General features: G+C 44.5%; 11 protein-coding genes, 1 tRNA gene, 1 rRNA gene and 1 pseudogene. 4 read left to right on the forward strand and 10 right to left on the reverse strand.

Going from position 1 to position 12,921, the window contains the following annotated elements:
- The first annotated feature begins 6 nt into the window (after positions 1-6).
- Positions 7-612 carry a hypothetical protein gene (locus DWZ93_RS13890; protein WP_118453295.1) on the forward strand — a complete coding sequence of 202 codons (606 nt, stop codon included), beginning with the start codon at positions 7-9 and terminating at the stop codon, positions 610-612.
- Between the two features lie 187 nt (positions 613-799).
- Here the strand turns inward: DWZ93_RS13890 and DWZ93_RS13895 are convergent, their stop codons facing one another.
- From DWZ93_RS13895 to DWZ93_RS13925, 7 genes are all read right to left on the reverse strand, one after another.
- A complete protein-coding gene (locus tag DWZ93_RS13895) occupies positions 800-1,903 on the reverse strand; it encodes an ornithine cyclodeaminase family domain (protein ID WP_118383572.1) in 1,104 nt (367 codons plus the stop codon).
- A 35-nt stretch (positions 1,904-1,938) separates the two neighbouring features.
- The gene (larE, locus tag DWZ93_RS13900; protein WP_118453296.1) at positions 1,939-2,757 is read right to left on the reverse strand and encodes an ATP-dependent sacrificial sulfur transferase LarE; all 819 of its coding nucleotides are present in this window, start codon (positions 2,755-2,757) and stop codon (positions 1,939-1,941) included.
- Between the two features lie 66 nt (positions 2,758-2,823).
- On the reverse strand, positions 2,824-4,155 hold the full coding sequence (larC, locus tag DWZ93_RS13905; protein ID WP_118453297.1) for a nickel pincer cofactor biosynthesis protein LarC: 1,332 nt from the start codon (positions 4,153-4,155) through the stop codon (positions 2,824-2,826).
- 18 nt (positions 4,156-4,173) lie between these two features.
- A complete protein-coding gene (gene larB, locus DWZ93_RS13910) occupies positions 4,174-4,917 on the reverse strand; it encodes a nickel pincer cofactor biosynthesis protein LarB (RefSeq protein WP_118383569.1) in 744 nt (247 codons plus the stop codon).
- 78 nt (positions 4,918-4,995) lie between these two features.
- Complete coding sequence (locus tag DWZ93_RS13915) at positions 4,996-6,249, reverse strand: AraC family transcriptional regulator (RefSeq protein WP_118453298.1); 1,254 nt, start codon at positions 6,247-6,249, stop codon at positions 4,996-4,998.
- 221 nt (positions 6,250-6,470) lie between these two features.
- Positions 6,471-6,902 carry a metal-sensing transcriptional repressor gene (locus DWZ93_RS13920; protein ID WP_118383567.1) on the reverse strand — a complete coding sequence of 144 codons (432 nt, stop codon included), beginning with the start codon at positions 6,900-6,902 and terminating at the stop codon, positions 6,471-6,473.
- 26 nt (positions 6,903-6,928) lie between these two features.
- The gene (locus DWZ93_RS13925; protein ID WP_158574330.1) at positions 6,929-7,720 is read right to left on the reverse strand and encodes an HAD family hydrolase; all 792 of its coding nucleotides are present in this window, start codon (positions 7,718-7,720) and stop codon (positions 6,929-6,931) included.
- Between the two features lie 167 nt (positions 7,721-7,887).
- Here DWZ93_RS13925 and yfcE point away from each other — a divergent pair, with 167 nt between their 5' ends.
- Genes yfcE through DWZ93_RS13940 form a run of 3 tightly spaced genes read left to right on the forward strand, consistent with a single transcriptional unit; the run spans position 7,888 to position 9,503 of the window.
- Positions 7,888-8,436: a phosphodiesterase gene (gene yfcE / locus DWZ93_RS13930; protein WP_118453300.1), complete on the forward strand. Its 549-nt coding sequence runs from the start codon at positions 7,888-7,890 to the stop codon at positions 8,434-8,436.
- A 2-nt stretch (positions 8,437-8,438) separates the two neighbouring features.
- On the forward strand, positions 8,439-9,182 hold the full coding sequence (locus DWZ93_RS13935) for an AzlC family ABC transporter permease (protein ID WP_118384584.1): 744 nt from the start codon (positions 8,439-8,441) through the stop codon (positions 9,180-9,182).
- A gap of 3 nt (positions 9,183-9,185) precedes the next feature.
- Entirely contained in the window at positions 9,186-9,503 is a 318-nt protein-coding gene (locus DWZ93_RS13940) for an AzlD domain-containing protein (protein ID WP_118453301.1), read from the forward strand.
- Positions 9,504-9,524: 21 nt separating this feature from the next.
- Here DWZ93_RS13940 and DWZ93_RS15300 read toward each other — a convergent pair.
- The 3 genes and pseudogenes from DWZ93_RS15300 to DWZ93_RS13955 form a co-directional block, all read right to left on the reverse strand.
- A pseudogene (locus DWZ93_RS15300) lies at positions 9,525-9,635 on the reverse strand (hypothetical protein); the annotation flags it as partial.
- A 51-nt stretch (positions 9,636-9,686) separates the two neighbouring features.
- Positions 9,687-9,758: transfer RNA gene (locus DWZ93_RS13950), tRNA-Asn, on the reverse strand.
- Between the two features lie 68 nt (positions 9,759-9,826).
- Positions 9,827-12,714, reverse strand: a 23S ribosomal RNA gene (locus tag DWZ93_RS13955).
- Between the last annotated feature and the right edge of the window lie 207 nt (positions 12,715-12,921).

The following is a 12,921-nucleotide window of genomic DNA, read 5'->3' on the forward strand; positions in this document are numbered from 1 at the left end:
TATAATATGAAGATTATTACAAAGTTCAAAGATCGGTTTTCTTATCCAATCAAACATCAAAAAGAAAAAATAGTAATTGCCATTACTCTGATCTGTTTTTTGATCTCAGGTTTTTCCCTTCCGTCAATTCGGGCTGCTTACGGCATTGAACCCGTTGAAGATACCATAACGCAGCAGGACTCCGATTCTAAGGATGCTAACACAGTTCAAACAAAGAAGACCAAAAAGACAGAGAAGAAAAAAGAAGATAAGGAAGAGGCTGATAAGGAAGATATAGAAGAAAGTGATAAAGAAGACAAGGAAGAAGTAGCAGAAGCACCAAAAGATTCTGAGAACGATGGCAAGAATGAAAAGTCCTCGGAGAAAAAAGGCTCTGAGAATTCTGCTTCAGATACTGCTTCATCCAATAACAATGCCGGAAGTTCCGACAACTCCGGAAACACACCTGCCCCTGCGCCACCACCGCAGAAGGTATGGGTGCCTCCGGTTTATCAGACCATTCATCATGACGCTGTATATAATACTGTCAAAGTAGTTGTCTGCAATTACTGTGGTGCCGAATTTGGTTCAGCCGGTGAATTCCAGGTACACAAAGATGCCAATGGCGGATGATCAGGCTTGCACACGACTTGCAGGTATGTAAGTAAACAAGTCCTGGTTCAGGCAGCCTGGGACGAGCAGGTGCTCGTTCAGGAAGGCTATTATAAATAGCTTATAAAAGGAGATGCGGCACGAGCTGCATCTCCTTTTTGTATTGCTTTTGGCACTTCTGTTGATTTTCTTTCTGGTTTTATCTGTTCTACTGCACACCCAAACCTTTTGCCACCAGTGTAATAAAATCCTGCACATTTGTTACCATCGTAGTCGCACTCAGACTTCCCCGATCCAGTAATTTATTTACCACAAATTCATCGATATCGATCGTATACAGATACACCGGACGAATTGTGCCGTCCTCGAGCATTCGGAATGACGGTGTCATATTACCGGTTGCTATAGTATGAAGCATGGTCGCCATACAGATCACCGTCGTTGCGTTACGCACCAGTCCTCGCATAGCATCTGCCGCATCATAGACATTGCCGATTACTTCCGGTAGCGGTCCGTCATCACGGATGGAACCTGCCAGCACGAATGGAACATTATGCTTAACGCAGCTACAGATAATGCCATCATCTAGCTTATAGTCCTCAATAAACTGCGGGATAGATCCGCTTCTTCTTACCTTATTCAGCACATCCAGATGATTATAATGTCCATTTGGCTGTGACTCCTGCGTATAAATGTCCTGTCCCAGCGCTGTATGCAGAAGTGCCCCTTCCAGATCATGTGTTGCAAGTGCATTGCCCGCCAGCACGCCCTGCGCATATCCATTCTCAATCAATGCCTGCATAGCTGCTCTTGCATCCGCATCAAATGCAAATGCCGGTCCCATTACCCAGACTACATTTCCGCCATTCTCCTTTTCATATTTTAACAATTCAAATAACTTATCATAATCTCTTGCATAAGAGGTCTCACGGCTTCTTCCCTGACGGAATACAAACTGATCATCAAGCTTTGCTCCCGGCTCTTCAAAACCATGACAGTGCATATAGATGCCTTCCTCACAACGTTCTGTTCTGCCTGTGATTACACGGTCACCCTTTTTCAGGTTCCGTGCCTCTACAACTGCCAGATGTCCATCCTCGCAATACACGACACAGGAGTCCATACGACTTTCTTCTGCGAGCTTCCACTCTCCGTCTATTTTAAAATATTCTGGATACATGGATGTGCTGTGAAAATTCTCCGGCGCAACGCCATCCTTCTCCGCTGCTTCATACTTTACACTTGGTGCATTTACAAACATTTCCTGACTAAAATCCGGATGTCTGTACTCTGGCATTTCAAATTTGTTCATCATATTTCCTCCTTTGCTGTCGTTCCTCTTTGCAGTTATTTCTTTACATGAAGATCCATGCTTCCGGATCGGAAGCCTTCCAGATCCACTGTAATGTAATCATAGCCCAGATTTTTTAATTTCGCAACAATCTGCTCGCAATGCTCCAACAAATGAGGCATCTCGTTCACATCCACTTCAATTCTTGCAACATCATTATGAATGCGCAGACGCACATTGTAGAAACCCAGACTTCTGATAAATACTTCTCCCTCGTCAACCTTTCTCATAGCCTCATACGAAATACGTGTTCCATACGGGAATCTGGTTGCAAGACATGGCATAGACGGCTTATTCGATACGGATACGCCAAGCTCTCCCGCCAGCTTTCTGACCTCTGCTTTCGTCATTCCTGCTTCCGCTAATGGACTGTGGATGCCAAGTTCACGAATTGCCCGAAGACCCGGGCGATATACATGCAGGTCATCCTCATTAGTTCCTTCCATCATAACAGACACGCCAAGTTTCTCGCCCTCTTCTATCAGATTACGAAACAGATATTTCTTACAGCGATAGCAACGATCCACCGGATTATCCAGAATATCCGCACCTTTCAGTTCATCAATCTCAAGCACCCGGAATTCTGCTCCAATCTGCTCTGCTGTTACCCTCGCATCCTCTACTTCTCCCATCGGATGGAGCATCGTATGCATCATAATACCATATACCTGATGTCCAGTTTTCGCAGCTGCCTGCACCGCAAGCTTCAGGATCAGACTACTGTCTACTCCTCCTGAAAATGCAACCAACATATCTCCCTGTGCATATACAAGCATCTGTTCCTGTAGTTTTTGTTTCTTCTCTTCATACGTCATGTCACCTATCCTCCTGCCATCATTGTCTGTCATAGTGACCATATACGAATCCTGTTCTTTTTAAGTTTATTTCTCCACAGTATCCGTTGCTGCACTTGCTATGCGCCATGCCTTCTGAAATGACATATTATGCGTTTTGCAGAGTTCCACCACACTGTCATATTCCGGATACGCTCGGATTTCTTCTCCGATCCGGCATACCTTAACCTGTACTTTTCCATATGGTGTATCTATCTGTCTGATTTCCCTCGGAAGTATTGTGCGCTCCATACGACACCTGCGCACGCCAATTGTCGTAGTGTTACAGAACAATATATTCTGCAATTTATCAACATCCTGCTCCCGGCAGATTATATTAATCTGAACCGCCGGACGGTTCTTTTTCATATAAATAGGTGTATAATATACATCCCTTGCACCTGCAGCAAAAAGTTCATCCATCACAAAACCAAGGACTTCTCCACTGCAATCGTCCAGATTGCTCTCGAGACGCCATATTGTATCTGCCGCTTCCGCACTTCCACTTTCCAGCAGCATTGCTCTCAATATACCGGTACCCTCATATTCTCTTTTTCCTGCACCCATTCCAATCTTTACAATACGACAGGCCTGCGGTAACTTGTCTGATGTACGTACTGCTGCCACAATCGCAGCTCCTGTCGGTGTCACCAGTTCTCCCTGCACACCTGTCGGCTTCAAAGTTAGTCCATGTGCCTGTGCGATATTAACTACCGCCGGAACCGGTACTGGAATAATGCCATGCTGACAGCGAATAGAGCCCTGACCTTCACACAGAAACGGTACAATCACTTCCGTGATATCCAGATTATCCAGACATACTGCCACTGCAAGAATATCTACAATAGAATCTACTGCTCCTACCTCATGGAAATGTACCTGATCTGCCGGTACGCCGTGTGCCTTTGATTCCGCTTCCGCAAGTATCTGGAAAATACGGACAGCAGTCTCCTTTGCACGTTCTGTCATATCTGCATGCTCAATAATATGTAAGATTTCATGAAGCCCTCGGTGCTCATGATGATGTCCATGATCGTGATGATGCTCGTGACTGTGGTCATGGTGGTGATGCTCGTGTGTGTGTACACTTCCATCCTCGTGTACATGCTCATGGTCATGTGTGTGCTGATGATCATGCCCATGCAGATACTCCATATCATGGTCATGGTTCTCATGTTCCGCATCCAATATCACATCAAAATCACAGACATCTAATCCTGACTTTACTTTTCTTGTAACTGCTATCTCAAAGCCTCCCACCGGAAGGCTTGCAAGTGCTTTTCTTAATATCTGCTCGTCTGCCCCCAGATCCAGCAGTGCTGCAACCGTCATATCACCGCTGATGCCGGAATAGCATTCCAAATATAACTGTCTATTCATCCTGTCCACCTATAACCTTTATTTTACTGCAAGCCGGTTGATCTGTGTTGCCATATATCCGGCTCCATATCCGTTATCAATATTTACCACAGCAATTCCATTTGCACAGGAATTGATCATAGTAAGAAGCGCCGATAATCCGTGCATACTTGCACCATAGCCGACCGAAGTCGGCACTGCGATCACCGGATTACTCACCAGTCCGCCAACTACGCTTGCCAGTGCGCCTTCCATGCCAGCCACTGCCACAACACAGTTCGCCTCCTGAACGGTATCAAGCTGCGCTAATAATCTATGCACACCGCTGACACCCACATCGTAAATCCGATCTACATTTGCACCAAAAAATTCTGCTGTCTGAGCTGCCTCTTCTGCTACCGGGATATCCGCAGTACCTGCACTGCAGATTGCGATTTTACCAATATGTTCCTTATCTTCTTTTTCGATTTTCAAAATATGAGAAATCGGATCATACACGACCTGCGGAAGCACCTGTTTTACAATCTCATACTGATGCTCACTTGCCCGTGTTCCGAATACTTCTCCATTTTCATCATACAATTTCTGATAAATGGATGCCAGAAATTCATCCGGCTTACCACTGCAATACACAACTTCCGGAAAACCGGAGCGGATCTCCCTGTGCGAATCCAGCTTGGCATAGCCCATTTCTTCATACGGCTGCTTCCGCAAATGCTTCTCCGCTTCCTCTATCTCTATTGTTCCATTTTTCACCTGTTCAAGTAAATCTTTCACATTCATTTGTAATTTCCTGCCTTCCGTTTATCTTATCATATTTCGTTTTCACATTGAACCTCAAGAAAATGCTTCTTTCGTCTGTTAAATATTTTCGATCCCTTGAAAACGCATATTTGTACGGAATTTTCCCGGCGTGATATGACGAATCATGATAAAATTACGGGACAATGTTTTTTCCGTATTGTATCCAACTTCCAATGCAATATCTAAAATAGTTTTATCCGTTGTCAGGAGCAACTCCGACGCTTTGTTTACCCGGATATAATTCAAATATCCATGAAAGGTCATTTCTACCTGATACAGCAAAATACGATTCAGATTCTTCATTGTCACACCAAATTTTCTGCTCAGATCACTGCCTTTCAAATCTTCTGCATAATGTCTGTAAATATATGCCACAATCTCATAATATACTTTTCGATCACTGATACGACACTGATCTCCAATCCTCTGATAGGTTTTTCTATATTCGCTGACCTTCATGCCAGTTCTTGCCTTGAATACTTTGCTGATATGTGCACCGTCTACAAATCCCAGTATCTCTGCCAGTTCTTCCAGCGTAAGATCCGTATATAGTAGGTAATTCATTGTTCGTCCGATCCTCATCTCATTTATCAGATCAAAGAATGATAATCCCGTCGTCTTTTTAATATAAGTTCCGATTGCGGATTCGCTCATATAGAATTTATGTGAAAGCTGTTCCAATGTTATCCGTTCATTAAGATGTGAATACAGATACAGAAAAATTTCACTGGCATCAATCGTCTCCCACTTCTTTTTCGTTTTTTTCTCATAGCGCATCAGCACAAGCATAATCTCAACCAACTTATTTGTAATAAACAAGTTCCTTAATGCTCTGTCTTCTTCGTTCTCCTCTACTTCGTCTGCTGTATACATCTCATGCACTTCATCTTCTAACTGCATAAACAGTATCTGCATCTGCTGATATGCCCTGTCATGTAGCTCTATCATCGGATGTGCTGTAATTCTGTGCAATATCGACATCTCTATACTCCCGGGATTATAAAATGTCTTAATAATCTCATTAACATTATCGTAATAATATACAACCAGATAGAACGTAATCGGCTTCTTTACCTCAATCACTTCTGTAATCTGCCACGGCAAAATGCCTACACAGCAGCCTTTTTTTAAACAGTATTCTTTATTATTAATCAAGACTACTGCTTCCCCTTCATTGATTAACCATATACGAGCCATAGAATGCAGAATCGGCGATGTCGGAGTTGAGATGGTCTCTGTCTCAAAGCTGCATATCATCGGCTCTGAAGTATTTCTGTCACAAAAATTCTGTATCGTAATTAAATCCGACATTCTCCCATATCCTCCTTTAATCTATGTCATATGTTCTAATTATATGACATCAAAATAATCTAACCGGACATTTTTCTTCTGTTCTTCTGTATTTTAATCTTATTGATAGCAAATAAGAGACAACGACGTTATCTCTTTTATATCATATTGGAGCAGAGAAAGCCCTAAAAACAATTTCCTACTTATAACTGTTTTCAGAGCTTTCTGCTCTTTATATGAAACTATTTCATAAATTGATCGATAGCTTTATTTAACTGCTCGATTGCTTCCATATCATGCTCTTTAACTGCTTCTACAATGCAGTGATTCATATGGTTCTTTAACACTACCTTACCTGTATTATTAATTGCAGAACGCACTGCTGCAAGCTGAATAAGGACCTCACTGCAATCTGCATCTCTTTCCACCATACGTTTCACAGCTTCCAGATGACCGATAGCTTTGGCAAGACGGTTCACAACTGCTTTCTTTTCTTTCTCACTGTGCACATGATGATGTCCATGTTCTCCATGTCCATGCTCGTGGCTATGCTCCCCATCATGATCGTGCGGATGATCATGCGAGTGTTCGTGACTGTGCTCGTGTGCAATTCCCAGCTCATGCAATTCTTCATGCGTATATTTCTTTTTTGTCTGTGCATTCTCTGTATTCATATCAACCACTCTTTTCTGTATTACTCTTATCCTGCAATGTTCAGGATCTCTCGAAGCTTCTTCAATACCGCATCGTCTTTCATTTCTCCGATTACCTGCGAAGCCGTCTCCTTTAATCTTGTGCTCGCCGCTGCAACAGCATAACTATGCGCTGCATTCTGGAGCATCGGAATGTCATTATCTGCATTACCGAATGCTACTGTATCTTCTCTGCCAATACCATAATGCCCCTGCATAATAGACAACGCTTTTCCTTTGTTACAGCCTTTTGCCATAAAGTCCAGAAAACACTCTCCCGCCATACATACTTCCATGACGTCTGACCATTTTTCCTGCATGCACCGTTCCACAGCCGGATCAATTCCTTCCTCTCGCCATACCGATATCTTACAGATATCTTTTATGCCACGCATATCATCCGTATATTCTCCTACATACGGATACGTCTTCATATGTTCAAAATACTTTTCATGACCATATTCGAAATAAGCAATGTCTGGCTTACACGCCATAATAGAATAGCCTTCCAGCTCATGTATGTCATCAATCAATTCTGTATATAGCTCATATGGTAATTTCATCGATGTCTGATATTGACTGCTCCAGATATCTGTACCATTATCTGCCAGGATAAAAATCTCATCTAACACAGGTTCAAACAGCTTCCTTACACAAGGCTTCTGTCTTCCGCTTGCCACGCCAAAGATAATGCCTCTTTTTCTACATTCACGAATTATATCATAATATTCCGGATTGATCTCACTTCCCGCTTCCGGCACTAATGTATCATCCACATCTGTAACAATCAGTTTTACCATTTTTCTTCTCCTTTTCGATTTATCCATGTAATAGTTTAATTGATACCAGTCTTCAATGCAAGAGCATAATCTGCACACTTGATTCTGTTGCTGCAAAAGACTATACTAAAAGATACCGACAATTCACATTGTCACATATATAAGTCATTTATAAGAGAGGTATACTAATGAAAATAATGATTGCATCTGACATTCACGGAAGTGCTTATTATCTGGAACAGCTTCTTAATCGTTATGATGAAGAGAATCCGGATAAACTCCTTCTTCTTGGAGACATTCTTTACCATGGTCCGCGCAATGATCTGCCAAAGGGTTACGCCCCAAAGGACGTCATCCTTCTGCTGAATACACACAAAGAAGAGATTCTCTGTGTGCGTGGCAACTGCGATACCGAAGTTGACCAGATGGTTCTGGATTTTCCAATCCTTGCAGACTACTGCATTTTATATGAAAAAGGACACATGATCTTTGCCACCCATGGTCATCATTATAATATGGAGACTCCTCCAATGCTGAAAAAAGGTGATATTCTGCTCCATGGGCACACGCATGTACCTGTATCCGAAGAATTTGACGAACGCATTTATCTAAATCCTGGTTCTGTATCCATTCCCAAAAATGGAAGTGCACACAGCTACATGATGTTGGAAGACGGTCTGTTCACCTGGAAAGACCTGGATGGAAACAGCTATAAGACATATCGAATGGAGTCATAATCATGAATCGTAATAAAAATGCATTTTTCAACGGTGTGCGTGATGGTATTCCGATTGCTCTTGGATATTTTGCAGTAGCTTTTTCACTTGGTATTGTTGCCAGACGTGCCGGATTAAGTCCGATTCAGGGATTTCTCTCCAGTCTTCTTAATCATGCTTCTGCTGGCGAATACGCAGAATTTACTGTAATCATGGCAAATGCTCCTTATGTGGAAATGGCTTTTGTCATTCTGATTACCAATATCCGTTACCTGCTAATGAGCTGTGCACTGAGTCAAAAATTCAACGCCAACACACCTTTGCTTCACCGTTTTATGGTAGGCTTCGGTATAACAGACGAAATCTTTGGCATTTCCATTTCACGTGCAGGTAATCTGAATCCCTGGTATTCCTACGGAGCTATATTCATTGCTCTGCCGGCATGGTCAGTTGGAACCGCGCTTGGAATTGTTGCCGGTAATATCCTTCCGGTTTCTATTGTCAGCGCACTAAGTGTAGCACTGTATGGCATGTTCTTAGCGATCATCATTCCACCTTCCAAAAAGGACAAGGTTGTTGGTGGTATCGTTATTGCAGGTTTCCTGATCAGCTATATCGTATCGAAGATTCCGCAGCTGAACAATGTATCTGACAGTATGAAAATAAGTGTAATCACAATCATCATATCCGGACTTGCAGCATTCTTCTTCCCTATACCTAAAGAAAATGAGCCCGCCGATACTGATATTACGCAGGAGGAAGCATAGACCATGACACACAATATTTATTTATACATACTCGTAGCGGCACTGGTGTCTACGTTGATCCGGGTAATTCCGCTCACACTAATAAAAGGAAAGATACAGAATCCATTTCTCCGCTCTTTCCTCTACTATGTACCATACGCAACACTGGCTGTTATGACATTTCCAGCCATTATTACCGCACCACAGCTTCCGATTGCCGGCATTCTCGCACTGATTGTAGGTGTAGTGGCAGCCTGGCACGGTATGAATATGATGGGGATTGCAGCGCTTTGTTGTGTCGTCGTATTCTTTATCGAAAATGTAGCTGTGAATTTCTTTTAACTGACCAGCGATTTTTCTTCTTTATCTTTTGATCAGAACAACTGCTACGTCATTTACATTTGTACCTGTAGCTCCGGTCTTAATAAGCCCATCCACACATTCCAATGCGTGGTAAGCATCATTTGACCGGAGCTTTTCATATACAAAAAACCTGTAAAAACTTACGCTTCTACAGGTTTATAACTCCCCGAGTTGGGCTCGAACCAACAACCCCACGGTTAACAGCCGTGTGCTCTACCATTGAGCTATCGAGGAATATTCAATTAATATGTACCTTCAAAACTGCATACAAGAAACTCTACATCTTCTTACCTATCTCCGTCTTGGTTATGCCCTCGACCGATTAGTATCAGTCAGCTACATGTGTTACCACACTTCCACCTCTGACCTATCTACCTCGTCGTCTTCAAGGGGTCTTACAACTTACGTTGGGATATCTCATCTTGAGGGGGGCTTCACGCTTAGATGCCTTCAGCGTTTATCCCTTCCCGGCTTGGCTACTCTGCCATGCTCTTGGTAGAACAACAGATACACCAGCGGCCAGTCCATCCCGGTCCTCTCGTACTAAGGACAGCTCCTCTCAAATATCCTACGCCCACGCCGGATAGGGACCGAACTGTCTCACGACGTTCTGAACCCAGCTCGCGTACCGCTTTAATGGGCGAACAGCCCAACCCTTGGGACCTACTTCAGCCCCAGGATGCGATGAGCCGACATCGAGGTGCCAAACCACTCCGTCGATGTGAACTCTTGGGAGTGATAAGCCTGTTATCCCCAGGGTAGCTTTTATCCGTTGAGCGATGGCAATCCCACTTTATACCACCGGATCACTAAGTCCTACTTTCGTACCTGCTCCACCCGTCGGTGTCGCAGTCAAGCTCCCTTCTGCCTTTGCACTCTTCGAATGGTTTCCAACCATTCTGAGGGAACCTTTGAGCGCCTCCGATACCCTTTCGGAGGCGACCGCCCCAGTCAAACTCCCCACCTGACATTGTCCCCCGCCCGGTTCACGGGCGCAGGTTAGAAATCCAGTACCACAAGGGTGGTATCCCAACAGCGACTCCATGGCAACTGGCGTTACCATTTCCTAGTCTCCCACCTATCCTGTACATGCAATACCGAATCCCAGTATCAAGCTGGAGTAAAGCTCCATGGGGTCTTTCCGTCCTGGCGCAGGTAACCAGCATCTTCACTGGTATTTCAATTTCACCGGGTGCATTGTTGAGACAGTGCCCAAATCATTACGCCTTTCGTGCGGGTCGGAACTTACCCGACAAGGAATTTCGCTACCTTAGGACCGTTATAGTTACGGCCGCCGTTTACTGGGGCTTAAGTTCAAAGCTTCGCTTGCGCTAACCTCTCCCCTTAACCTTCCAGCACCGGGCAGGCGTCAGCCCATATACCTCACCTTTCGGTTTTGCATAGACCTGTGTTTTTGCTAAACAGTTGCTTGGGCCAATTCTCTGCGGCCTGGTCTCCCAGGCACTCCTTCTCCCGAAGTTACGGAGTCATTTTGCCGAGTTCCTTAACAATGCTTCTCCCGTCGGCCTTAGGATTCTCTCCTCATCCACCTGTGTCGGTTTACGGTACGGGTACGGTAACAACAATAGCGGCTTTTCTTGGCAGTTAGCTCACACTCTTCCCTACTCTTAGTTCGGTACGCATCACGTCTTCGGATTGTTACGCGGATTTGCCAACGTAACTCCTACCTCGCTTGCCCCGGTTTTTCCATTCCCGGTTGTGCTCTCTTACTGCGTCCCCACAGTTCTGTATTACCGTAGTACAGGAATTTCAACCTGTTGTCCATCGACTACGTCTTTCGACCTCGCCTTAGGTCCCGACTTACCCAGAGCAGATCAGCTTTACTCTGGAAACCTTAGATATTCGGCCGGAAGGATTCTCACCTTCCTCTCGCTACTCATTCCGGCATTCTCTCTTCCATACAGTCCACAGCTCCTTCCGGTACTGCTTCTTCCCGTATGCAATGCTCCTCTACCAATCAACTACGTTGATTCCTGAGCTTCGGTAGTGTGTTTCAGCCCCGGACATTTTCGGCGCAGGACCTCTCGACCAGTGAGCTATTACGCACTCTTTTAATGTATGGCTGCTTCTAAGCCAACATCCTGGTTGTCTTTGAAATCCCACATCCTTTTCCACTTAACACACATTTTGGGACCTTAGCTGCAGGTCTGGGCTCTTTCCCTTTTGACTACCCAACTTATCTCGTGCAGTCTGACTCCCATGAATCATCTACGCGGCATTCGGAGTTTGATATTCTTCGGTAAGCTTTGACGCCCCCTAGGAAATTCAGTGCTCTACCTCCGCAAGACTCTCATGAGGCTAGCCCTAAAGCTATTTCGAGGAGAACCAGCTATCTCCGGGTTCGATTGGAATTTCTCCCCTATCCACACCTCATCCCCACCCTTTTCAACGGATGTGGGTTCGGTCCTCCATTGCCTTTTACGGCAACTTCAACCTGGACATGGATAGATCACCCGGTTTCGGGTCTACTCCGACTGACTACTCGCCCTATTAAGACTTGGTTTCCCTTCGGCTCCGTTCCTTCAGAACTTAACCTCGCCAGCCAGCGTAACTCGCCGGACCGTTCTACAAAAAGTACGCGGTTCATCTCATATGGATGTTCCACAGCTTGTAAACACAGGGTTTCAGGTTCTTTTTCACTCCCCTCCCGGGGTCCTTTTCACCTTTCCTTCACAGTACTATGCGCTATCGGTCACTAAGGAGTATTTAGCCTTACGGGGTGGTCCCCGCTCATTCAATCAAGGTTTCTCGTGTCTCGATCTACTCTGGATACCGCCATGCTGACTCGCCTTTTGCTTACGGGGCTTTCACCCTCTCTGGCTGGCTTTCCCAAAACCATTCTGCTAGACTCATCAATCAATTATGCGGTCCGAACCCCAGCATGCACGCACGCTGGTTTGGGCTCTTCCGGTTTCGCTCGCCGCTACTTCCAGAATCACATGTTGTTTTCTCTTCCTCCGGCTACTTAGATGTTTCAGTTCACCGGGTTCCCCTCCATACGTTATGGATTGGCGTATGGATACTTGAGGTTTGCTCAAGTGGGTTTCCCCATTCAGATATCTCCGGATCATTGGATATTTGCTCCTCCCCGAAGCTTTTCGCAGCTTATCACGTCTTTCATCGGCTCTTAGTGCCAAGGCATCCACCCTGCGCTCTTATTAGCATAACCAACTAGATATTGGAAACGGGTTGTTCCAACATCCACACATGTATAGCGTTACATGCGTTGGTTCTAGGTTTGTTTTTACTTGTTTTCTCAAGTGTGTAATCATTACTACATTACTCTGTTTATAACAATTACCTCGGATGTCTTGATTAAGATATTTAAAAATCTTATCATATTTCTTGTATGCGGTTTTCAAGGTACATATCTGAC

Source organism: Dorea sp. AF36-15AT (assembly GCF_003477705.1).
In the GTDB taxonomy this organism is placed as follows: Bacteria; Bacillota; Clostridia; order Lachnospirales; family Lachnospiraceae; genus Claveliimonas; species Claveliimonas ammoniilytica.

What these genes read in the sequence shown, in the direction of transcription:
- DWZ93_RS13890 (WP_118453295.1), top strand. Translation starts at nt 7, where the DNA reads ATGAAGATTATTACAAAGTTCAAAGATCGGTTTTCTTATCCAATCAAA.
- DWZ93_RS13895 (WP_118383572.1), bottom strand. Translation starts at nt 1,903, where the DNA reads ATGAACAAATTTGAAATGCCAGAGTACAGACATCCGGATTTTAGTCAG.
- larE (WP_118453296.1), bottom strand. Translation starts at nt 2,757, where the DNA reads ATGACGTATGAAGAGAAGAAACAAAAACTACAGGAACAGATGCTTGTA.
- larC (WP_118453297.1), bottom strand. Translation starts at nt 4,155, where the DNA reads ATGAATAGACAGTTATATTTGGAATGCTATTCCGGCATCAGCGGTGAT.
- larB (WP_118383569.1), bottom strand. Translation starts at nt 4,917, where the DNA reads ATGAATGTGAAAGATTTACTTGAACAGGTGAAAAATGGAACAATAGAG.
- DWZ93_RS13915 (WP_118453298.1), bottom strand. Translation starts at nt 6,249, where the DNA reads ATGTCGGATTTAATTACGATACAGAATTTTTGTGACAGAAATACTTCA.
- DWZ93_RS13920 (WP_118383567.1), bottom strand. Translation starts at nt 6,902, where the DNA reads ATGAATACAGAGAATGCACAGACAAAAAAGAAATATACGCATGAAGAA.
- DWZ93_RS13925 (WP_158574330.1), bottom strand. Translation starts at nt 7,720, where the DNA reads ATGGTAAAACTGATTGTTACAGATGTGGATGATACATTAGTGCCGGAA.
- yfcE (WP_118453300.1), top strand. Translation starts at nt 7,888, where the DNA reads ATGAAAATAATGATTGCATCTGACATTCACGGAAGTGCTTATTATCTG.
- DWZ93_RS13935 (WP_118384584.1), top strand. Translation starts at nt 8,439, where the DNA reads ATGAATCGTAATAAAAATGCATTTTTCAACGGTGTGCGTGATGGTATT.
- DWZ93_RS13940 (WP_118453301.1), top strand. Translation starts at nt 9,186, where the DNA reads ATGACACACAATATTTATTTATACATACTCGTAGCGGCACTGGTGTCT.